Annotated in this window: 16 protein-coding genes and 1 tRNA gene; 9 read left to right on the top strand and 8 right to left on the bottom strand. The window is 64.9% G+C overall.

Features of this window, described 5'->3' with window-relative positions; translation table 11 throughout:
• Positions 1 to 14 precede the first annotated feature (14 nt).
• On the top strand, positions 15 to 359 hold the full coding sequence (locus ACDC66_RS02155) for a Rieske (2Fe-2S) protein (RefSeq protein ID WP_376695026.1): 345 nt from the start codon (positions 15 to 17) through the stop codon (positions 357 to 359).
• 78 nt (positions 360 to 437) lie between these two features.
• A complete protein-coding gene (locus tag ACDC66_RS02150) occupies positions 438 to 1,283 on the top strand; it encodes a substrate-binding periplasmic protein (protein WP_376695025.1) in 846 nt (281 codons plus the stop codon).
• A 45-nt stretch (positions 1,284 to 1,328) separates the two neighbouring features.
• Here the strand turns inward: ACDC66_RS02150 and ACDC66_RS02145 are convergent, their stop codons facing one another.
• The 4 genes from ACDC66_RS02145 to ACDC66_RS02130 form a co-directional block, all read right to left on the bottom strand.
• Positions 1,329 to 3,167 carry an SLC13 family permease gene (locus ACDC66_RS02145; RefSeq protein ID WP_376695024.1) on the bottom strand — a complete coding sequence of 613 codons (1,839 nt, stop codon included), beginning with the start codon at positions 3,165 to 3,167 and terminating at the stop codon, positions 1,329 to 1,331.
• Positions 3,168 to 3,305: 138 nt separating this feature from the next.
• Positions 3,306 to 5,687 carry a protein kinase domain-containing protein gene (locus ACDC66_RS02140; protein ID WP_376695023.1) on the bottom strand — a complete coding sequence of 794 codons (2,382 nt, stop codon included), beginning with the start codon at positions 5,685 to 5,687 and terminating at the stop codon, positions 3,306 to 3,308.
• A 121-nt stretch (positions 5,688 to 5,808) separates the two neighbouring features.
• Positions 5,809 to 6,489, bottom strand: a complete 681-nt coding sequence (gene queC / locus ACDC66_RS02135; RefSeq protein WP_376695145.1) for a 7-cyano-7-deazaguanine synthase QueC — start codon at positions 6,487 to 6,489, stop codon at positions 5,809 to 5,811.
• A 2-nt stretch (positions 6,490 to 6,491) separates the two neighbouring features.
• Positions 6,492 to 8,279, bottom strand: coding sequence for a diguanylate cyclase domain-containing protein (locus ACDC66_RS02130; RefSeq protein WP_376695022.1), 1,788 nt, complete (start codon positions 8,277 to 8,279; stop codon positions 6,492 to 6,494).
• A 137-nt stretch (positions 8,280 to 8,416) separates the two neighbouring features.
• On the opposite strand from ACDC66_RS02130, the gene ACDC66_RS02125 reads away from it, so the two are divergent.
• Positions 8,417 to 9,604 (top strand): serine hydrolase domain-containing protein, encoded by a 1,188-nt coding sequence (locus tag ACDC66_RS02125; RefSeq protein WP_376695021.1) that lies wholly within the window; start codon positions 8,417 to 8,419, stop codon positions 9,602 to 9,604.
• Between the two features lie 382 nt (positions 9,605 to 9,986).
• Complete coding sequence (locus ACDC66_RS02120) at positions 9,987 to 13,973, top strand: non-ribosomal peptide synthetase (protein ID WP_376695020.1); 3,987 nt, start codon at positions 9,987 to 9,989, stop codon at positions 13,971 to 13,973.
• A 303-nt stretch (positions 13,974 to 14,276) separates the two neighbouring features.
• Here the strand turns inward: ACDC66_RS02120 and ACDC66_RS02115 are convergent.
• A tRNA-Arg gene (locus ACDC66_RS02115) sits at positions 14,277 to 14,353 on the bottom strand.
• Positions 14,354 to 14,442: 89 nt separating this feature from the next.
• Positions 14,443 to 16,707 (bottom strand): putative bifunctional diguanylate cyclase/phosphodiesterase, encoded by a 2,265-nt coding sequence (locus ACDC66_RS02110; protein WP_376695019.1) that lies wholly within the window; start codon positions 16,705 to 16,707, stop codon positions 14,443 to 14,445.
• Between the two features lie 176 nt (positions 16,708 to 16,883).
• Between ACDC66_RS02110 and ACDC66_RS02105 the strand changes: the two genes are divergently transcribed.
• Positions 16,884 to 17,303 (top strand): hypothetical protein, encoded by a 420-nt coding sequence (locus ACDC66_RS02105; protein WP_376695018.1) that lies wholly within the window; start codon positions 16,884 to 16,886, stop codon positions 17,301 to 17,303.
• A 66-nt stretch (positions 17,304 to 17,369) separates the two neighbouring features.
• Positions 17,370 to 17,879 (top strand): c-type cytochrome, encoded by a 510-nt coding sequence (locus tag ACDC66_RS02100; RefSeq protein WP_376695017.1) that lies wholly within the window; start codon positions 17,370 to 17,372, stop codon positions 17,877 to 17,879.
• On the opposite strand, the gene ACDC66_RS02095 is transcribed toward ACDC66_RS02100, so the two are convergent.
• Positions 17,855 to 18,463, bottom strand: a complete 609-nt coding sequence (locus tag ACDC66_RS02095) for an acyl carrier protein phosphodiesterase (protein ID WP_376695016.1) — start codon at positions 18,461 to 18,463, stop codon at positions 17,855 to 17,857. The two genes, ACDC66_RS02100 and ACDC66_RS02095, sit on opposite strands and share 25 nt — an antisense overlap.
• Positions 18,464 to 18,564: 101 nt before the next feature.
• Between ACDC66_RS02095 and ACDC66_RS02090 the strand changes: the two genes are divergently transcribed.
• Complete coding sequence (locus ACDC66_RS02090; protein ID WP_376695015.1) at positions 18,565 to 19,224, top strand: alpha/beta hydrolase; 660 nt, start codon at positions 18,565 to 18,567, stop codon at positions 19,222 to 19,224.
• Positions 19,225 to 19,227: 3 nt separating this feature from the next.
• Entirely contained in the window at positions 19,228 to 20,313 is a 1,086-nt protein-coding gene (zapE, locus tag ACDC66_RS02085; RefSeq protein ID WP_376695014.1) for a cell division protein ZapE, read from the top strand.
• 180 nt (positions 20,314 to 20,493) lie between these two features.
• On the opposite strand, the gene ACDC66_RS02080 is transcribed toward zapE, so the two are convergent.
• Positions 20,494 to 21,087 carry a TetR/AcrR family transcriptional regulator gene (locus ACDC66_RS02080; RefSeq protein WP_376695013.1) on the bottom strand — a complete coding sequence of 198 codons (594 nt, stop codon included), beginning with the start codon at positions 21,085 to 21,087 and terminating at the stop codon, positions 20,494 to 20,496.
• A gap of 121 nt (positions 21,088 to 21,208) precedes the next feature.
• Between ACDC66_RS02080 and ACDC66_RS02075 the strand changes: the two genes are divergently transcribed.
• The gene (locus tag ACDC66_RS02075; RefSeq protein WP_376695012.1) at positions 21,209 to 22,087 is read left to right on the top strand and encodes an alpha/beta fold hydrolase; all 879 of its coding nucleotides are present in this window, start codon (positions 21,209 to 21,211) and stop codon (positions 22,085 to 22,087) included.
• The last annotated feature ends 2 nt before the right edge of the window (positions 22,088 to 22,089 follow it).

Below are 22,089 nucleotides of genomic sequence, written 5' to 3'. Positions count from 1 at the left end.
TTGTTTCAGACCCCGTGAATGAAGCAGTGTTCCTGTGCGCCGGCGATGAACTCGCCGAGGGATGTTATCGCGAATTCCGGATCGATTACGACGGCGAGCCGCTGTGGCTGATCGCTACGCGCCGCAATGGACAACCCCGGGTGTGGATCAATCTCTGCCCCCACCAGGCACGGCCACTCAATTTCGCGCCGGACCGTTTCCTGACCGATGACGACAACCGCCTGGTCTGCGCTCACCACGGCGCCGTTTTCGACCCCGATTCGGGCACCTGCGTAGCCGGCCCCTGCCGCAATGCCGAGTTGCGTGCGCTCGACGTTTGTCAACGCGAGGATAGAGTCTTTGTCCAGCCGCCAGCATAACAGCCAGAAGCCCGCTGTATTTGTGGGTGAATTCCGCTTGGGCTAGAGTGAGGACAGGCCATCACAGGAGAAAGCGCCATGCGCAAGGCACTGATCCCATTCATCTTGCTTTTCGGCCTCACCGGTTGCCAGGACAACGATCCGCCCGAACCGGCCGTCGAGGCTGCCGCGGAGCAGGCAGCTGCTGAACCCTCGGCAAGCGCGCAAACGGCTGAAGCGGATTGCCATCTCTCGGTTGGCTGGGACCCCTGGGAACCCTACCACTACGCGCCCGTCGGTAATCGCGTGCAGGGCCTGGATGTGGATCTGATCAGCGCGATGGCCGAAGAGGTCGGCTGCGAACTGACCTGGGAACAGGGAAGCTGGGCCAGCATGCTGCAATTGGTGCGCTCCGGCGATCTTGATCTACTGCCCGGGGCAACGCGCACTTCAGAGCGTGAATCCTTCGCGTACTTCTCCGAGCCCTACCGACGTGAATCGTTTCGCATCCACGTACGGGCCGACGAAACAGACCAGTGGAACGGCATGTCCCTGATCGAACTACTGGAGGCGGACTTTCGGCTGGGACTGACTCGCGGCTATATCTACGGCGAAGCCGTCGAGCAGGTGCTCGGGAATCCGCAGTGGCAGGAGCAACTGGTCGAGGTGCCGGTGGGTGAACTCAACTTTCTCAACCTGGTGGATTTCCGCATCGACGGTTTCCTCGAGGATCCCTTCGTGGCCGCCAGCATCGACAATCGCCGCGAGTGGGGCGTGACCTTCGAGGCCCTGCCGCTAGACGTCCACAGCGGCGACGTGCATCTGATGTTCAGCGAGGTCAGTGTCGACGCCGAGCGAGTCGAGGACTTTGACGAGGCACTGTCGGAACTGCGCCAAAGCGGCGGGCACCAGCGCATCCTCGATCGCTATATGCAGAACGATTGAAGATTCCGGCGGCGGACGCATGCCCCACCAGAAGCGCTGATCATTTCAGAAGACCAGGTTCAGTCCGGCCAGCATCACGACCATGAAGATCAGGCTCATGATGCCGCCGACGCGCACAAAATCCTTCACCTTGTAGCCGCCGGGCCCCATGATCAGCGCGTTGACCGGATGCGTGGGCAGGATGAAGGCGTTGGATGTGGCCAGCGCGATCAGCAGGGCGTAGACCGCCGGATTGCCGCCGGTCGCCAGGGCGATGTTGATGGCAATTGGCACCAGTAGCACCGTGGCACCTACGTTGGACATCACCAGCGTAAATAGTGTGGCGAGAGTCGCCAGCACGATCTGCACGACCAGTTGCGGGACGTCCCCGATCAGATTAAGAACCTGTTCGGCCAGCCAGGCCGCGGTCCCGGTCACTTCCATGGCGATACCCAGCGGGATCAAGCCGGCCATCAGAAAGACGGTCTTCCAACTGACCGCCTGGTAGGCCTCGTCCATACTCAGAACACCGGTGAGCACCATGCCGATGGCCCCGGCCATCAAGGCCACCGACAGTTCAAAATCCGTAAACAGAATCAGGAAAAGGCTCAAACCAAAGAAGGCGACCGCGTGCACGACCTTTTGTGGCCGCTGTTCTTCCTTGGGGATGTCGGTGGCGACGATGAAATCCTTGTCGCGGGCCAGGTTGGCCAGGTCACGCCAGGTCGAATGGCTGACCAGACAATCGCCGATCTGCAGCTCTTCTTCACGCAGGTCGTGTGTGATGATCTCGTTGCGACGGTTGATCGCGAGTACCGAAATACCAAACCGTGAGCGCAGCCGCGCCTCGCCGATGGTCTGGCCGATCAGCCGCGAGCCCGGCGGAATGACCACCTCCGAAATCCCTGCGCGAGTCGGATTGAACAGGCTGCCGAAAGTTCTCAACCGGGGCTGCAGTCGCAGGTTATTCGCCAGCGCGAACTCCCCCACCTGTTCGCGCGTGCCCATCACGCCCAGCACGGTGCCGACCCAGATCATCTCGCCGGCCGGCGGCGCCAGGCGGGGCTGGTCGGTATTCTGGATGGCGAGCATCAGCGGGGCGCCTTCGAGATTCTCGGCTTCGGCAATCCGCATGCCGACCAGGGGCGAGTCGACCGTCACCAGCATCTCGTAGATATCGCCCTCGATGCCGTAAATTTCCTTGAAATAGCTTTTGGTACGCCCCGGTGAAGCCGGCCGCTTTTCCTCCCGCTTCGGCAGCAATGCCGCTCCGATGATGAAAAAGTACAGCAGGGTGGCGGCCAAAAGCGCCAGGCCGACCAGCGTCACGTCGAACAGCTCGAAAGGCTGAAGGGACTCGGCTCCCGGCGGCAGGGAGCGGTTGGACGTCTCGATGAGGTCGTTGAGCAGAATCAGCGGGGACGAGCCCACCATTGTCAATGTGCCGCCGACGATAGCGGCAAATCCCATCGGCATGAGCAGGCGTGAGAGCGGCATATCCAGTCGCGCAGAGATTCGGCTGACCACCGGCATGAAAAGCGCCGTTGCGCCGACGTTCTGCATGAAACTGGACGTCACCCCGACGGTCGCCGAAAGCATGGCGCGAATGCGCGGCTCCGACGGCCCGCCCAGCTTGACAATGAACGAGGAAACCACGTTCATCACGCCGGTCCGGTCGAGGCCGGCACCGAGAATCATTACGGCGATGATGGCGATGACGGCGTTGGATGCGAACCCGGAAAAAAGCTGATCCCCCGGAACCAGCCCAAGCAGCCCGACCAGCACCAGCATGCAGATGGCGGCGACATCCAGACGAACAATCTCGGTGACGAACAGCGTGACGGTCAGACCCAGCAGCATCAGCACCAGAATCATGTCGCCGCTGAGAGTCAGGCCGCCTTCCATTCCGTTTGCGCTTCGGGTCCGTCTTGAATTATTGGGAAATTCCTGAGCATTTACCTTACCCGATGGCCGCAAGGATTGCGCGAATTTTCAGCGTATTGGCGCAGGCCGGAACAAGCACCGGAGACACCATGACGTCATTCATTGCGGGGGGCGCAGGGAGTCTGCCTGCTCGCGCAACCCGGCTGCACGATCCGGATTGCCGAGCGCCTCGTGGGTATCGGCCAGAAACTCCATGGCCTGGATGCGCCGGTGAAAATCCTCGCCGGCCAGATCGGCCAGGCGATCGACCGCCTTTTGCAGGTGATCGCGGGCGTTGTCCAGATGGCCTGCGGCCAGTTCGCTCTGCCCCAGGCCGAAATACACCAATCCCTGGAACAGGTGCGTATCGGGCATGGCGTTGCGGCGCGCGAGTGCCTCACGATGCATGGCCAGGGCCTGGTCGATCTGCCCCATATCGCGGTAGGCGTTACCCAGGTTGTAGGTAAAAGCCACCGATTGCGGATGGTCGGGCCCGTAATGCTCGAGCGCGAGATTGCGTGCTCGCTCGTAGAAGGGCAGCGATGCCCCCAGCTTGTCCTCATCCCCCTGCTGCCGAAGGGCGCCGGCCAGGTTACCGTATTGCACGATGATCAGCGGATGATCCTCTCCATACAACCGCCTGGTCTCTTCGACACCCTCGCGCACGACTTCCTCGGCTTCGGCATAGCGCTCCTGGCGAAGCAGGACGACGCCGCGGTCGTTGAGCAGGCTGACCATGGCTGCCCGGGCGGAGGGATCGTCCCATTCGCGTGCCGCATCCAGCGCGGCCCGGAACCACTGCCCGGCCTGGTCGAGCTCGTAAAGCTCGGAATGCGACTGGCCCATCTGTCGCATGACGTTGATGCGTATCGACCGCAGGGATTCCGAAGGCTCGGGACCGATCTCGTCGAGAATGCGCCGGTAGATTTCAAGCGCCTCCTCGTGCCGCGCCTGCTCGGAAAGGACGTTGCCGCGAAGCGAAAGAAGGTCAAGCCACTCATCCCGCGTCTCCGGCCGCTGCCGTTCGGCGACCCGGAGCAATTCTTCGACGCGTTCATCGGCCCGCTCGATTCGGGACTCCTGCAAATCGATCAGGCAAAGCTCGATACCGGCATTCAGATAGATCTCGAGCGGCCGTTGATTGGCGGGCAAGTCGAGAATTCCCTGCAGGAACTGCCGGGCTCGCTCGTACTGGCCGAGGCTGGAGTAGACCTGCCCGATGGTCAGTTCGATCTCGGCCCGGATCCCCGGCTGGTCGGCCAGCTCGTCGCCCACCCGTTCGGCGGCGTCGGCCAGCACCCGATCGAGTACGGGCGTATCGGCGCCCTCGGCGTAGCGGGGGTCGATCGAAGAGAGCATGCTGGTGGTAAATGCCGCGATCTGCTCGGCCCGTTCGGCCTGGGCACGGGCCTGGAACAAGCCGTAGACGGCCACCACAAGCCCGACCACCAGCGCCAGCGAAACAATGCTTGTCGCCCCGACCACCAGCGCATGGCGGGCCAGGAACTTGCGCCAGCGGTAGGCGCGCGTGTCCGGCACTGCCTCGACCACTTCATTGGCCAGGTAGCGGCGCAGGTCGGCCGCCAGCTCGGCGGCGGAATCGTAGCGCTCGTCCCTGTCGGGCGCCAGCGCACGGGCCAGGATCCAGCGAAGCTCCCGTGGCAGGTGCCGGGCACCCCGGGCCGACTGCACGGCATCACCATGCTCGCCATCTCCCGTACGGGTTGCACCGACCAGCATATGCCGGATGGTGTCGAGCGCGGCCGTGTTGTCGGCCGGCGGCGGACGCCGATCGGTCAACAGCTCGAACAGCAAGACACCGAGCGAATAGACGTCGGTGCGCGTATCCACCTCGGAAGCCGGTCCGGACAACAACTCCGGGCTCATGTACCCGCGGGTGCCGGCCCGGTCGGTGGTATCCGACCGCGCCCGGCCGTCGCGCTCGACGACACCGGTGGCCACGCCGAAATCGATGATCTTCGGCATGGAAAAGTCGTCGACCCGATGAACCAGGATATTGCCCGGCTTGATATCGCGATGAATCACGCCCTGCTGATGGGCATGCTGGATACCGCCGCACACGCGCACGAACAATTCGAGCCGCTCTTGCATTGAAAGACCGTGCCGCTCGACATGGTCGACGATGGGCTCGCCCCGCACCCACTCCATTGCCAGCCAAGGTCGGCCGTCCTCGGCCGTCCCGGCATCGTAGACCTGGGCGATTGCCGGGTGATGCATGCGTGCCAGCATCTGGCGCTCGACTTCGAACCTGGCGCCGGCCGAACCGTCCCGCCGACGTTCGCCGAGCAGTTTCAGGGCCACTTCTCGCTGCATGGGTTCGAGCTGCTCGGCCAGGTAGACCGCGCCCATACCGCCGCGCCCCAGTTCGCGGATCAGGCGATACGGCCCGATCCGCCCGGGCGCTGCGTCGTTCTCGAAGCTTCCGGTGCCCGGGTTATCGACAAGGGTGCGGTCGTCCTCCGGCGGCTTCTGCTCGGTCATCGTGAAACGGCCCCTTTTTGGAAAATTCAGAGCCGTATGTTACGGCTGGCCAATCCTATTGTCAGCGACGCCTGGTGATAGCCGTGCAGCCATGGCCATCGGCAAAGAGACAAGCAGCGATTCAGTCTCGCAGGGCGTAGCGGGTCGGATCGGCTACCCCGGCCGATTCAAAACCGGCTCGTCGAAGACGGCAGGAGTCACAGCGACCGCAGGCAAGCCCCTCTGCATCGGCCTGATAGCAGGAGACGGTCGCCGAATAATCGACGCCCAGAGAGACCCCCCGGCGAATGATTTCCGCCTTCGAGAGACTGATCAGGGGCGCATGAACCCGGAATTTCTCGCCCTCCACGCCGGCCCGGGTTGCAACCTGGCAGAGCGCCTCGAAGGCGACGATGAACTGTGCGCGACAATCCGGATACCCTGAGTAGTCGACAGCATTGACGCCCACGAACAGGTCAAAGGCCTCGATCACCTCGGCATGCCCCAGCGCCAGGGAGAGCATCAGCGTATTCCGGGCCGGCACGTAAGTCACCGGAATACCGCTGGATTCGGTCTCGGGCACATCGATATTGTCGGTCAGCGCCGACCCGCCGATCGCGCGCAGGTCCACACTCACCACCCGGTGCGAGACCCCGCCCAGGGCATCGCTGATCTTTCTGGCGGCGTCAAGCTCGGCCCGGTGCCGCTGTCCATAATCAACGGCCAGCGAATGACATTCGTACCCGGCAGCGACGGCTTCGGCCAGCACCGTTGCCGAATCGAGCCCGCCCGAGAGCAGCACCACGGCCTTGCGGTCGCTCACCGTCAAGTCGCCAACTCCGAAGCGGATACAACCCGGTTTTTGCCCTGCGACTTGCCGGCATACATGGCGTTGTCCACACGCTTGATCACATCATTGAAGTCGGCCCCGGATTCGATTTCGGTGACGCCGAACGTCAGGGTCAGCGAAAGCGGCCTGCCGCCCACTTGCGGAGGTGAATTGTCGAGCGCCCGGGCCAGGTTGCGAGAGACGCTGTAGGCGCCCTTCTCGCGCGTTCCGGGCAGGAGAATCAGGAACTCTTCTCCGCCCCAGCGAGCCGCGATATCCACGCCGCGCAAGTGATCGCCGAGCAGTCCGGCCACATGCACGAGCACTTCATCACCCACCTGGTGTCCCAGCGAATCATTGATGCGCTTGAAGCTGTCGATATCGGCCATGACCAGGGCAGCCGGCTCGTTGTGTTGATTGCGCCGCAGGATTGCGCGGTCGATATGCTCGGTCATGTCGCGCCGGTTCGACAGGCCGGTCAGCGAATCGGTGCGGGCTGCCTTGTCGAGCGTCTTCGAGACCCGCCGACCAAGGCGGTAGCGGCTGTAGAGCAGCCCCAGCACGAGCAGCAGTAGAACGACCGTAATGATCGATGCGGCACTGATCATCTGCTGGCGCCGGGCACGCTGCTCGGACACCTCCACCCTGGCCCGCTGCAGGGCCAGTTCCTGCTCGAGCTGGTCGGCCCTGAATGCTTCCTGCAGTTGCTCGACGCGGGCGGCCAGGTCCTCGCTCGCCTGTGCATCGTTGAGCGACATGAGCCGCTCGAGTCGACGAAAGGCCGACTCGTAGTCACCGAGTCGTTCGTATGCCGCAACCTCCTGGCGCACGACCTGGCGAAGTAACTCTCGATTGGATTCGGGAACCAGGGAACGGGCTTCTTCCAGAATGACAAGCGCCGAGTCCGGCCAACCCTGGGCAAGGCGGGCTTCAGCGCCCGTTAGCAGCGAGTTGACGACACCCGTCGTATCACCCACTTCACGCCGCAGTTCGAGTGACTGCCTGTGATACGACAGCGCCTCCTCGACCCGCTCGAGCTCGACCAGCGCCCGGGCGATATTGTCGGCGGCGTAGGCAATGCCGCGCGGATTGTCCAACTGCTCGAACAACCGCAGGGCTCGGCGGTTGTAGTCCAGGTTGGCCTGGTGCTCGGCCGCAGCCCTGGTTTCTTCGCCCGCCTTCGCATACGACTCGCCCATCCGTTCTGCCAGCGCGCCGAGATTGACCAGGGTGCCCGCGATCCCTTCGCGCCAGCCGATCTCCTCGAAGCCTTCCAGTGCTTGGCGGTGAAAACTTCGTGCCTCGTCCCAGTTGCCGAGCGTATTGTGCAGGTTGCCGACGTTGCCGGCTGCCCGTGCGGCGCCGCCGACATCGCCCGCCGCTCTGCTCGCCTCCAGCGCGGCAAGATAATGCTCCAGGGCCCGGTCGTGGGCGCCGATCTCCCAGAACACGACGCCGGCGGTTCGGCGAACGGACGCCAGCCGAATCGGGTCGTCCACGTTCTCGCCCAAAGACAACGCGGCGTTAACGGCGTCGATCGCTTCTTGACTGCGCCCGAGGATATGCAGGTTCGACGCCACGGCCGCCTGAACGGCCATGTGTCCGGCCGAACAATCCAGACCGGCTTGATCGATCCGCCCAAGCAGCTCTTGACCTTGTTCGACACCGGCGGCCGGATCGTGATCGCGCATGGCCCGAATCGACTCGGCTCGCTCCGGCAGCTCGCCGCAGCTCAGCGGCGCCGCCGGAGCCGAGAAATGCACGCCGGACAAGACAAGCAGCAAGACTATTGCAGTGTGAAGCTTCATACCCCGCAGTATAGCGGCCGCAAGCGAACGGCCGGATTCCGACTACCGTATCGGCGAGCTGACCATGATTTATCGGTGCTACCCTCGACATCACCGATCAGGGAATAACCATCATGTTCCAGCCGACAGCCTCTCTCGCTCGCACACTCGTTCTCTGCGTTACGTTTCTTGCGGCATCATCGGTCATTGCCGACGATCGGTTTTTTCCCGACCGCTTCGACTGGCAGCCCGTCGAGCCCGAAGGAGCGGGCTTCGATCCTGAAGCGCTCGAGTCGGCCGTCGCCTTTGCTCGCGAAAGCGCCGAAACCGAACCGAACGATCTTCGCCAGATCCTGCTCGACACCTACACCGAGCGCGAACCCGACTATCGCGTCCTCGGCCCGACAAAGCCGCGCGACAGCGACAGCGGCATGATCCTGTCGAACGGTCGCCTCGTCGCCGAATGGGGCGACATCCATCGCGTCGACATGACCTTCAGCGTGGTCAAGAGTTATCTCTCCACGCTGGCAGCCATCGCCGTCGAACGCGGACTGATCGAGTCGCTGCACGATCCGGTTGCACGCTATGTCACCGACGGGAAGTTCGCCGGTGAGCACAACAGCGCAATCACCTGGCACCACCTGCTGCAACAAACCTCCGACTGGTCGGGCACGCTTTGGGACACGCCCGACTGGGCCGACCGCCCTGTTGGCGACGATCCCGAACAGTGGCGCAACCGCGAAATGCACGCACCCGGCACGCACTTCAAGTACAACGACGTGCGCGTCAACCTGCTCGCCTATAGCCTGATGCAGGTCTTCCGCGAGCCCTTGCCCGTCGTGTTGCGCGAGGCCGTCATGGACCCGATCGGCGCCTCCAATGCCTGGCGCTGGCACGGCTACGAGAACTCCTGGGTGGAACTCGACGGACTGCGAATGCAGTCGGTATCCGGCGGCGGCCATTTCGGCGGCGGACTGTTCATCAGCACGGCCGACCACGCTCGCTACGGTCTGCTGATGCTCAACCGCGGCGTCTGGGACGACACCCGCCTGTTACCCGACGACTGGTTCGAACAACTGCGCCAGCCGACCGAGGCGCGTCCCGACTATGGCTACATGTGGTGGCTCAACACGGGGCAGGAACGGATCCCTTCCGCTCCCGAGAATGCCTACTTCGCGGCCGGATTCGGAGGCAACTACATTTACGTCGACGAGTGCAATGACCTGGTAGTGGTACTGCGCTGGATTCCGGATCTGGAAGGCGTGGTCGAGCGGATTCTGGCAGCCAGGCAATCCTCGTCGGAATGCGCTGCGTCGAACTGAATTCCGGCACATAAAAACCCCGCTTCGGGCGGGGCTATTCATAACTGGCGCGCCCGACGGGACGCTCGCTACGCGAGCTTGCCCTCCGGGCACTTTTCCGCGCGCTCTGTACGCAGTCGCACAGACCTCCAGGCGGCCCGATTCTAGCCTAGCTGTAGTCGGGAATCGTGGAACAGGAGGCGTTACGGCATGCTCGGGTCACCGAAAGCTGCTCAGTCAATCCCGGCGGAGGTCTGGTGGCGCTCACGCGCCTGCAGCAGGCCGGCACAGACCGGGTGCTGACCTCGCCGGCTGAGCCGCCCGAACTCGAAGCGCCTGGTCGCCGCCGATGCGCTGTGGACACACGGCGTCGACGTGGAGAAGAAACGATGCAGGTCACTCGATGACGAACTTGACGCGCAATGCCGCGCTGAACCAGCATGAAACGTCTGCCGGAATCGAACCCAGACCCATGCCCACCCGTCCGGCCCAGCGCCGGCTCTGGAGCGTTCTGGCGGAGCCCGGTACCGGTCAGGCGTTCGACGCCACGCAAGCGATCGAGCTGCGACTTGAAGGCGCACTCGACATCGAGGCCCTGCATGCCGCTCTGAATGAACTGCTGGCACGCCACGACGTGCTGCGCGCACGATTTTCCGACGATGGCAAACGCATGCTGGTGTCGCCGGCCGCACAGATCGACCTGCTGATCCACGAATTCGAAAATACCACCGCGGCGATGCGCGACATGCGTATTGCCGAATTCGTCGACGAGGCCGTTACGCAGCCGCTGGATCCTTGCCACGACCTGCTGCTGCGGGCCAGCCTGCTTCGGGTCGACGACGAGCGTCACCGGCTGCTGTTGCTCGTACATCGGCTGGTCGGTGACCACGCTTCGCTGACGCGGCTGGCGACCGAGCTCGGTTCGCTGTATGCAGCATGTCGCGGAGTGACCACCGAGCCACTGCGGCCCGCCGCGTCGGTACTCGACCGACAACCCGCGGATTCTGGCGCCGCCGATCCTTCCCCGATCACCCTTCTGCCGACTGATCGCCCGCGCGGCCGGCGTCCGAATCTGTCGCTGGCGCGCATCGAACACAAGCTGACGGCGGACCGGCTCATGGCGCTGCGCACACTCGCGGCGCAGCATGGGGCCGAACTGCAGGCCGTGTTCGCCGCGGCCTCCGCGCTGTGGCTGGCGCGGCTGACGGGCGACGAGACGGTGCGCTTTGCCTGGCGGCCGGCCGGCGAGCCGGCGGTTTCTGGCCCGCTCGGCGAACAACAGCTGACGCTGCAGGTCGACCCGGCCGCGCCGTTCACCCGCCTGCTCGATGCCGCCGCGGCCGCGTTGCAGAGTGAGGGCGGGCAGGCATCGAATGATCCGGCGGCGGTGTCGATCGCGCTGTTGCCCGATCCGGGCGCGCTCGGCAATGCCTTTCCCGGCCTGCATGCCGAGGCCATTCTGCTGCCCAGCCGCTGCGACCTGTGCGAAGTGTCGCTCGAAATCGCGCTCGGCCGGACCGATGCGCGGCTCGGCTGTCACTACCAGACCAGCCTGTTCTCGGCAGCGACAATCGGCCACTGGCTCGACAGCTTCGACTGCCTGCTCGCGTCGCTGGCCGACACGCCTGCCGCCGCAGCCGGCAGCCTGGCGCTGCTCGGCGATGCCACCCGCAGCGCGCTTGAGGGCTGGCAGCCGCAGTTCCGGCCGCTGCCCGACAGCGGCTGGATACATCGCAGTGTGGATACCAGTCGGCAGCGCCACCCCGAGCGCCCCGCGCTGCAATGTCACGACGGCCGGCTCGATTACGCGGGGCTCGCCGCGCGCAGCAACCGCATTGCCCACGCGCTGCAGGCACGCGGCGTCGGCCCGGGAGCACGGGTTGGCCTATGCCTGGAGCGCGACCTCGAAATGCTGCCGTCGATGCTCGCAGTGCTCAAGTGCGGGGCCGCGTACGTGCCGCTCGACCCGGGATTCCCGCCCGAGCGGCTCGACTTCATGGTCCGCGATGCCGACCTCGCGCTGGTGGTGTCGAACCGGCGGCTGCTCGACACGCTGCGGCTGCCGATTGCCGAGCGTCTGCTGCTCGACCAGGACCGCGACGAGATCGACGCGCATAGCGACGCTGACATCGACCTGCTGCCGGCCGACGCGGATCCGCGCCGTACACCGGCCTACGTGATCTACACCTCGGGTTCGACCGGCAAGCCCAAGGGGGTCGTGGTGCCACACACCGCGGTCGCCAATTTGCTGCACAGCATGGCCGAACGGCCGGGTTTCACATCCGGCGACCGGCTGGTTGCGGTGACCACACTGTCCTTCGATATCTCGGTGCTGGAACTGCTGTTACCGCTGTGGGTCGGCGCCGAAGTGGTGCTCGCGACCCGCGAACAGGTTGCCGACGGGCGCGAGCTGCGCCGGCTGATCGAAGGCTCAGGTGCCAACACCCTGCAGGCGACCCCGGCCTCGTGGCGACTGCTGCTCGACGCCGGCTTTCAGCCGCCGGGCGGATTCCGCGCGCTGTGCGGTGGTGAAGCACTGCCGGCCGACCTCGCCGACCGGCTCACTACCGACGGCGTCGAGTTGTGGAACCTGTACGGACCGACCGAGACTACGGTGTGGTCGACCTGCTGGAAGGTCGAGCCGCGCACGCGCGGCATCGCCATCGGCCAACCGATCCGCAACACCCATGTCCGCGTGCTCGATGCGCACGGGCAGCAATGCCCGGTCGGCGTCAGCGGCGAGATATGCATCGGTGGCGACGGGGTCGCGCTCGGCTACTGGCAGCGCCCGGAGCTGACCGCCGATCGCTTCGTGCCGGACCCCTTCATGCCGGCCGAGCCGGGCGCGCCGCCGCGCATGCTGTACCGCACCGGCGATCGTGGGCGCTGGTGCTCGGACGGTCAGATCGAACACCAGGGCCGCTTCGACCACCAGGTCAAGCTGCGCGGCTACCGGATCGAGCTTGGCGAGATCGAAGCGCAGCTCACCGCGCTCGAAAGCATCGCGCGCAGCCTGGTAATCGTGCGCGAGGACCGTCCCGGCGACCAGCGGCTGGTCGCCTATATCGTGCCGACACCGGAACACGTGACCGATACCGCGCACATTCGCGCCGCGCTGCGCCGCTTCCTGCCCGAATACATGATGCCGCAACACCTGGTGCCGCTGGCCAAGTTGCCCAGATTGCCGAACGGCAAGACCGATCGCGCCGCGCTGCCACCGCCGCAGGCGAGCCAGGATCTCTTCGAGCTCGGTGGCCACTCGCTGCCCGCCGCCACCACTCGCCCGCCGCAATCGCCGCTGCAGGCCTTGTTCCACAACCTGTGGGCTGAAGTGCTCGGCCACGACGAGTTCGGCATCGACGACAGTTTCTTCGACCTCGGCGGCTACTCCTTGATCGCGGTGTCCATGTTCCACCAGGCCGAGCAGCAGACCGGCGTCAACCTGCCGCTGGCGACGCTGTTCCGTGCACCGACCATCGCGGCGCTCGCCTCGGCGTTCGCCGCGGCCGGCTCGCGGATCAGCGACAGTGCGGAGGAGCCAAGTACGATTTCGACTGCCGAGGACGTCTGGCGGCCGCTGGTGCCAATCCGCCCGGCCGGCCTCGCGACACCGCTGTTCCTGGTGCACGCGGTTGGCGGCAACGTGATGAATTACCGCGCTCTGGCCCGTGCGCTGCCGACGGATGTGCCGGTGTACGGCCTGCAGGCGGTCGGCCTCGACGGGCTCACCGCGCCGCTGACCTCGATCCCGGCGATGGCCGAGCGCTACGTCGGCGAGATCGTCAGCAAGCAACCGAAGGGGCCGTACCGGATCGGTGGCGGCTCGATGGGCGGCGTGGTCGCGTTCGAGATCGCCCGCAGGCTGCGCGCGTGCGGCGAGCGGGTCGAGCTGCTCGCAATGTTCGACAGCGAGATGCCGCGCTGGCGCGACAGCAAGGCCGCACGCGTGCCGCTCGGCAGCCTGCGCGCCCGGCTGCGCGAGCTATTCGACGGCAACGCCAGCGCGCTGCTGCGCCGTGTTTCTGCGTCGCTGTCGAGCCGCACACGGGCGCTTGCCGATCGGACGCGGGTGTCCACCTATCGCTTGCTCAGGCGCGCGCTGCCGCATTCGGTGCGCTACCGCCACGTCGAGCGGGTCAGCCTGCGCGCCTACCAGGCCTACGTGCCCGGCGACTACGACGGCGAAATCACACTGTTCCTCGCCAGCGACGGACGCGCCGGACGCGACTTCGACCCGACGCTCGGCTGGCGCGACGTGGTCGGCGAACGCGTGCGCGTATTACCGGTGGACGGCACCCACGGGGACCTGATCTCGCGGGCCAGCCTCGCTGCCGCGCTGGCCGCAGCGCTCGACACCGGTGCGGGCCCGCGCCGGCGATCGATCGAATAAGCCCGGGAACCCTGCATGACCGATATAAGCCCGGCAGGATTAACAATGCGAACCTGGATTGTTTTGTCGCAGGTTCGAATGTGAATTTAGTAATGAAAAAGCCCCGTCCTTGGACGAGGCTTTGATCAGATTTGGCGCGCCCGGCAGGATGGCTGCGCGGCCGCTTGCCCTTCGGGCTGTCGCTTCGCTCCAGCGATTGTGCGCTAAGCGCACAATGCGAACCTGGCTTGTCATGGGTCGCAGGTTCGAATGTGAATTTAGTAATGAAAAAGCCCCGTCCTTGGGCGAGGCTTTGATCAGATTTGGCGCGCCCGGCAGGATTCGAACCTGCGACACCCGCCTTCGGAGGGCGGTACTCTATCCAGCTGAGCTACGGGCGCTTGAAACGTCTTGTGCCTTACAGCCGCGCGATGCGGCGCTATTGTAACCGAAAGGCTTCGGGGCTGACGGTGGTGTCCGCGCGGGCGCCTCAACTGGTTGAAGTGATCCGCCACGGTAGCTGCCGGGAAATCATCCCGGCAATCTCGTCGGCTTCAGCCGGGCGCGCGAACAGGAAACCCTGGGCGAAGGAGCAGCGATAGCTGGCGAGCAGCGCGAGCTGCTCGTCGGTCTCGACGCCTTCGGCCACGGTTTGCATGCCCAGGTCGGCGGCCAGGCTGCAGATGGTTCGCGTGATGGCCTGATCCTCCGGGTCGGAAACGATGTCATGGACGAAGCCGCGGTCGATCTTGACCACCGAAATCGGAAAGTTCTTGAGATAGCTCAGGGAGGAATAACCGACGCCGAAATCATCGACGACGATGCGCATGCCGATCTCATCGAGCTTGTGCAGCATCCGTCGGTTGCTGGCGAGGTTTTCGATCAGCACTTCCTCGGTGATTTCCAGGTGTAGTTGCTCTGGTTCGATTCGGTGCTGGTGCAGCAGGACGCTCAGTTGCTCGGCGAAGCCGGCCTCGTGAATCTGCGCGCCCGAGACGTTGACGGCCAGCCCGGGCACTTCATCGGAAAGCGTTTTCCAGTGCGCCAGATCCGAAAGCGCCCGATCGAGGGCGAACTCTCCCAGCCGGCCGATGATGCCGGTCTCCTCGGCTACACGGATGAACTCCTGGGGCGGCACGGTATAGCCGTCACGATGCTCCCAGCGCAGCAGGGCCTCGACACCGCTCATGGACAGGTCACGGATGTCGACGATGGGTTGGTAGACGACCCGGAAGTCGCCATCCTCGAGCGCGTGCCGAATATCACGGCTGAGGTTGAGCCGATGCTGTGCCTGGGCGAACATTTCGCGGGTGAACACGGCGAACTGGTTACGCCCCGCGTTCTTGGCCTTGAACAGGGCGGTATCGGCGTTCTGGATCAGCTCACTGACCGACCGCCCCGACTCCGGATAGTAGGCGATCCCGATGCTGCCGGAAATGAACAGGCGGTGGTCGTCCACGGCAAAGCCACTGTCGAGGGCGCGCAGGATATTGGCGGCGAGCTGCTCGACCTGCTCGCGATCGACACGCTCGACGGCAATCAGGAATTCGTCGCCGCCATGGCGACCGACGAAGTCCCGGTCGCGCAACACGCCGGCAAGCCGACGCGGCACCTCGCACAGCAGCTGGTCGCCGAGCTGGTGACCAAGCGAGTCGTTGATGTCCTTGAACTGGTCGAGATCGAGAAACAGCACGGCAAGCTGTGCCTGTCGGTCAGCGTGGTCCTCGATCATGTCGGCCAGGTGCTCGGAAATTCCCGATCGATTGGGCAGGCCGGTCAGGCCGTCGTGCTTGACCAGGAAGCCCAGCTCACGCTCGGCGGCCTGCCGCTCGCCGATTTCCTGCTCCAGCCTGCGGTTGGCGCGGGCCATCACACGTGCCTGGACGCTGGCACCGAGCCCGAGATAGACCACTGCCGAGAGCAGCAGCGACAACAGGATGCCGCTGATCAATACCACTTCAGGCATGGCCGAACTCAACTGCTCTCGAATCTCGTCGCTGACGGCAAACTCGAACAGAAAGCCGGCCTGATCTTCGTCGAGATCAACGCTGAATCCGGAGTCCCACTGCGGCGGGGCGGGCTGCGGCGGATAGGGGTACACCTCGCGCCCTCGAGCAACAGCATGGAGGTCGAGCGACTCACGGAACAGGGCCGGGATCATGGCATCGATGGCCTCCGGAATATCCATGGTCGTCGCCAGGTAGCCGACATGCCGCTCATTGGCGCCAACCGGGGCAATCAGGCTGATGCCCGGCCGTCCATCAGAGAGAAATCGAGGTCGTGTGGCGATGATCTCGCCGGTCGCCCGGGCGCGCGCCAGGGCCGGCCTGTATTCCTCGTCAACCGGGAAGGCCTCTCCCGGCCCTACCCGAGCGACGCCCTGATTGCGAACCCACAAAACCTGCAGCTCGGGGCCCAGTACAGCCAGCGTTCGATAGTAGCCATAGTGGTCCAGGAACAATTCAGCGTTGAGATCCCAGCCCTCTGAATCTTCAAGCCCGTCGTGAGCCAGCCGGGCGGCCATACGCCGGTGCGCATTGATCTGCTCGCCCAGGTCGGCCAGCATGTCCGCTTCGATGTAGCCGGCGAGGTTGTCGACGTAGCGCGAAAGCGACTCTTCTTCGGCCGACTGCAACCCACGGTAGACAAACAGGGTACCGGTCACGCCGGCCAGCACGAGCAGTCCCGCCACCCAGGGGCGCCAGGCCTGAGGACGCTTGTTTGCTGCACGCGCGTCGGGATCGACCGGCGTCACGCAGCGGCCTCCGCGTGCAGTGGTGGGATCGGTGGCGTAATCGACATGAATTGGCGGACCCTTTGATGACCCGGGCGACGCAGAATGGGGTTCGGGAATTGGCGGCAGTATAGCGCAGCCAACCGGTCCCGAGGTGCTGGTAGACTCGCCTGGGCGTTCACCGGAACCATGACTGTATGCGCGCTCTCCTGGCCTTGACTGCCGGCCTTTTAGTCGGCGTAACGATGATCGAGGCGATCTCGGCCGGTCTACTGGTATTGATCCCGGACTCGATGCTCCGGGTCGAGGCGACCGACGGTTTCGGCGAAGCCCTGGTATGGCCATTGTTGCCCATACCGGCCTTGATCTGGATGACCGGCGGGCTGATCGGCAGCATGATGACCGCCGCGCTGGCCCCGCGTATCGGCTGGGGTCTCTGTGCAGGCGTGCTTCTCGCCCTGCCGCCTCTCGTGCTGGTGGGGCTGACCACCCCCGGCAACCCCATGGCGCTGCTGGCCAGTGCGCTGCCGATCGCCGGGTCCGCCGCCGGAACCGCACTGGTCGTGCGCCTGCAAGATGAAAAGGCGACTGTATCCACGAACGACCAGGCGGTATAATTGCGGCTTTGCGGCCGCGCGACGGCGCGCCGCACTCCACTCATTCAAGCGTGAGGTCTGTCCGGCGTGTCCGAGCAACATGATCGTCAATTCATTCAATCGTTCAGCGCGGTACTGGCCGGGCTGGCCGCCTTTACCGTGGTCATCATCGTGCTGGCCCTGATCATCCACAACCGTGAATTCGACGGCGAAACCAGTGCCGCGCGCCAGGCTGCCGTCGAACAACGCCTGCAGCCGGTGGCCGGCGTCTACGCCGGCGAGACCGGCCGGGCGGCCGCCCAAGCCGCGGCTGAAGAAGCCGCTGCCGAAGCCGAGCCGCAGGTGGCCTTCGACGGCTCGACCGACGGGGAGATGATCTACAGCCAGGTATGCGCGGTCTGCCACGACGCGGGCACGGCCGGCGCACCCAGGCTTGAGGCCGGCGACTGGAGCGATCGGCTGGACAAGGGACGCGAGACCCTGGTCACTCACGCCATCGACGGGTTCAACGCCATGCCGGCACGCGGCGGTCGCTCGGATCTCAGCGACGAACAGGTCGCCGCCTCCGTCGACTACATGCTCGGCCAGGTCGAGTAAAGTCGCTCGCGCTCTGCGGACATCTGCGCCAGCAGGTCCGGGAACAACGCCAGAAACGCCTGCTCGATGGCGGCTTCGTGCTCGTCGAGCAGGCGAGCACCCTCGGCCAGCGGCCAGCAACGGCCATGGCGGCGGGCGAGCAGGCTGAAGATCTCCTCGATCATTTCACGCTCTCCGTAGCGCCACCACAGGCCACGGCTTTTGGCCCAGAGACTGAATCTCACCAGCCTCTTCGGCAGCCGGGGTCGGTGCCGCGCCAGCAGCGCATCGATCTGCCCGCCAAACTGTTCGAGTCCATCGGGCCCGAAGCGGGACCAGTGGCGCGAAAGCATGTAATCAAACAGCACATCGAAGATGACGCCCCCGTAGCGCCGCCACGGCGTATCCAGACGCTCCAGCAGCCCGACAACGGCCGGGTGCGCATCGCTGAGTGAATCGATCCTGCGATGTAGTTCGACGCCGGCCGCCCAGCTGGCCGGAAGTTCATCGAGGGCCGCTCGTCCCTTGACGTGGTCGCCCAGGAACGCTCCGAGCCGAAGTCCTTCATCGGACCCGGCGAGCACGACGTGTGCGAGATGGTTCATGCCTGTCAGAGTAGCCTGCAGTCGCCGCATCGGGTGAGTTATGATGATGCCCCCGCAGTGAACCACGCGGCAAGTTCGCTGGCAACAGTCAAGGACCCTTCATGGACACCGACCCGGCCCACTTCCCGAGCGAATCCACGGAATTTTTCATTACCGGCCCGGCCGGCCGCATCGAATGCCTGGCCGACGCACCGGAAACCGATGAAGAACGGCCTGCCACGGCCGTGCTCTGCCATCCCCATCCGCAGCATGGCGGCACCCTGCGCAACAAGGTGGTCACCATCATGGAGCGCAGCCTGCGCGAGCTCGGCCTGCGCACCGTGCGCTTCAACTTTCGTGGGGTGGGCGACAGCGAGGGTGACTTCGACGACGGCGAGGGCGAAACGGACGACCTCCTGGCGGTGATCGAATGGGTGCGAGAAGTCCGGCCCGACGATGATCTCTGGCTGGGCGGCTTCTCGTTCGGATCCTATATAGCCCTCAAGGCCGCCCAGGATCTGCCGGTGCGCCAGCTGATCTCCATCGCACCGCCGGTCGAGCGCTACGGGTTTGCCGACCTGCAACCGCCCAACTGCCCGTGGCTGGTCGTGCAGGGCGACGAGGACGAGGTCGTCTCGCCCGAGGCCGTCTACGCCTGGGCCGAGAAGCTCGGGCAGGACGCCAACCTGGTGGTCATGGAGGGTACGGGCCACTTCTTCCATCGTCGCCTGATGGACTTGCGCGGCCTGATCAAGAACCACGTCCAGCCCAACCTGCCCTGACGCGTGATACGCGGTCCGCTCGCGCGCTACCGCGCCCTGCTCGAAGGCGACCAGCTGCAGCCCGACGTGGCCCAGCAGGCCGTGATCGAGCGGCTCGAGCAGCGCTACGCGAGCTTGCTGGACAATCGCACCGGAATGATCGACCGCTGGCGGCACCGCCACCCGCCGGTCGAGGGGCTCTACATGCACGGCCGGGTCGGGCGCGGCAAGACGCTGCTGATGGATCTTTTCGCCGGCAGCCTCCGAGAGGCCGGGATTCCGACCTGGCGCATCCATTTCCATCGCTTCATGGACCATATCCAGGATGCCCTCAAGCGCCACGGCCGCCAACGCGACCCCCTGCCGGCCATGGCGCGCGACATTGCCGGGCGCTGCCGCGTGCTGTGTTTCGACGAGTTTCACGTCAGCGACATCGCCGATGCCATGCTGCTCGCCGGCCTGCTCCAGCCGCTGTTCGAGCGCGGGCTGTGTCTGGTCGCGACCAGCAATACCGCGCCCCGCGATCTTTACGCCGGCGGCCTCCAGCGCAAGCGCTTCATACCCGCCATCGACGCCATCGAGCATCACTGCGAAGTTGTCGAGCTCGAGGCGGAAACCGACTACCGGCTACGCGAACTCAGCCGGCACCGGATTTACTACCACCCGATCAGCGCCGATACGCGTGAAGAGATGGATAGCGAGTTTGCCTCGCTCACCCGGGGAGAATCGGACCGCAACCGGGCGCTGGAGGTTCGGGGGCGGAAAATCGAGCCACTGCGCCGCGCCGGGCCGGTCGCCTGGTTCGATTTCGAAACGCTTTGCCTCGGGCCCCGCTCCAGCGGCGACTACATCGAGCTTGCCCGGCGCTTTTCCACGCTGTTCCTCAGCGACATCCCGGCCATGGACGAGACCGACAACGACGCCGCAAGACGATTCATTCACCTGGTCGACGAGTGCTACGACCGGGCCGTCAAGCTGGTGGTCTCCGCCGAGGTCGCACCGGAGGATCTGTACCAGGGTAAACGGCTGGCCGCGCCCTTCGAGCGCACCGTCTCGCGGCTGATCGAGATGCAGAGCCACGAATATCTGGGGCGAGAACACCGGCCCTGACGCTAACCCGGTTCGCTGGCTCGCTGGCTCGCTGGCTCGCTGGTTCGCTGGTTCGCTGGTTCGCTGGTTCGGCGATGATACCGGTTGCCCGCAGTCCATTCGCGGCGAAGCCGCCCCGCAAACCCGACAGTTGCCGAACAAGCAAACTAGCCAACCAGCAAACCAGCAAACGACCGAAGGTCAGACTTCGATCAACGTCTCGATCACGTGCTGGACGTAGTCGTCGAAGTCCGGCTCGTCCTTGTCCGGCACCAGGCCCTGCGCCTGCAGCTGCAGATAGCCAACGTAGGAGGAATACATCAGATTTGCGCGGTGACGCGCCTCGATGCCTTCCAGGCCGAGTTCCTCGAGCGCTGCGGCCAGGTACTTGACGCGCCGCTGGGTCACACGGCGAAGGACGGGCCCGATACAGGGATGGTCGGGCGTGGCGCAAAGCGCGACGTAGACGCGGTGAGTCAGCGTCTGCCGGCTGGTACGCCAGACAAAGTCGGCCAGGCGCTCGGCCGCTGCGCTGGCCGCGCTGAGAGAAAGTTTGAGATGCTGGCGGTCCTGCCGCTCCCAACGCTCCAGCGCTCTGGCCAACAGCTCGTCGCGGCCGGGAAAATGCCAGTAGAAACTGCCCTTGGTGATCCCCAGGCGTCGGGCGAGCGGCTCCACGCGCAGCGCAGCAATGCCTTTCTCGGCGATCAGCGCCAGCGCTTCCTGCTCCCAGTCGGCCGGCGTTAACGAAGGCTTGTCGCCGCCACCGTTACGCTCTGTGCTTGATTTGGTCATGATGATCCGCGATGGTACCTGCAGGGGTTTGGGCGGCCGACGCAACACTTGTTAACGGGCCTTACCGAACCAATATGAAAGCTGATTGACTAATGAATAGGGTAAACCCATACTCTGCCGTATGGAAGCTGTACGCAAACTAAACGATGATATTCGCCGGCGCCAGATCTGGACCGATGACGGCATCCGCCTGAACCTGCGCTATTACGGCGACGACCGGGCGCCGTGCGTGCTCATGGCCCACGGCTTCGGCCAGACCCAGTATGCCTGGGAAGAAACCGGGCGGCTGCTGGCAGCCGCCGGCTGGCAGGCCGTGAGCTACGACGCCCGTGGCCATGGCGAGAGCGACCGGGCGCCCAGCGGTGAGTACGACTTCGAGCAATTCATCGAAGACTTTCGCCGCGTCTGCGCGTCGCTGCCGAACCGCCCGGCTGTTATCGGCGCCTCGATGGGCGGCCTGACCGCCCTGCTCGCCCATTCGGAAAAGCCCAAGGTCGATCTGACGTCGCTGGTATTGGTCGACATCGCTCCGCGCTGGGACGACAGTGGCGTGGAAGCCATGCTCGCATTCATGCGCCAGAACCCGAAAGGATTCGAAACGCTCGATGATGCCATCGAAGCGGTGCGCGGCTTCCTGCCCCATCGACGCCGCAACGGATCGAACGACGGCCTGACGCGCAACCTGCGTCAGGCCCGCGACGGCCGCTGGTACTGGCACTGGGACCCCGCGATGCTGGCGCTGGCCGAAAAGAGCAGCAACCTGCAGTCGCGCCTCAAGTCGGCCTCGCGCCGGCTCAAGATTCCAACCCTGCTGGTCGCCGGCGGCCAGAGTGAAATGATCGGCCAGGAGCACATCGAGGAATTCCTCAAACTGGCACCCCACGCCGAACAGGCCACGGTGGAAGATGCCGCCCATATGGTCGCCGGCGACCACAACGAACACTTCATGGGCGCCGTTACGCCGTTCCTCAAGCGGCAGGCTGCGCAAGGAGCAAGCTAGAT

The organism is Wenzhouxiangella psychrophila (assembly GCF_042310375.1).
In the GTDB taxonomy this organism is placed as follows: domain Bacteria; phylum Pseudomonadota; class Gammaproteobacteria; order Xanthomonadales; family Wenzhouxiangellaceae; genus Wenzhouxiangella.
Note: the sequence above shows the minus strand (reverse complement) of the source record. Positions and strands in the feature narration are given on the sequence as shown.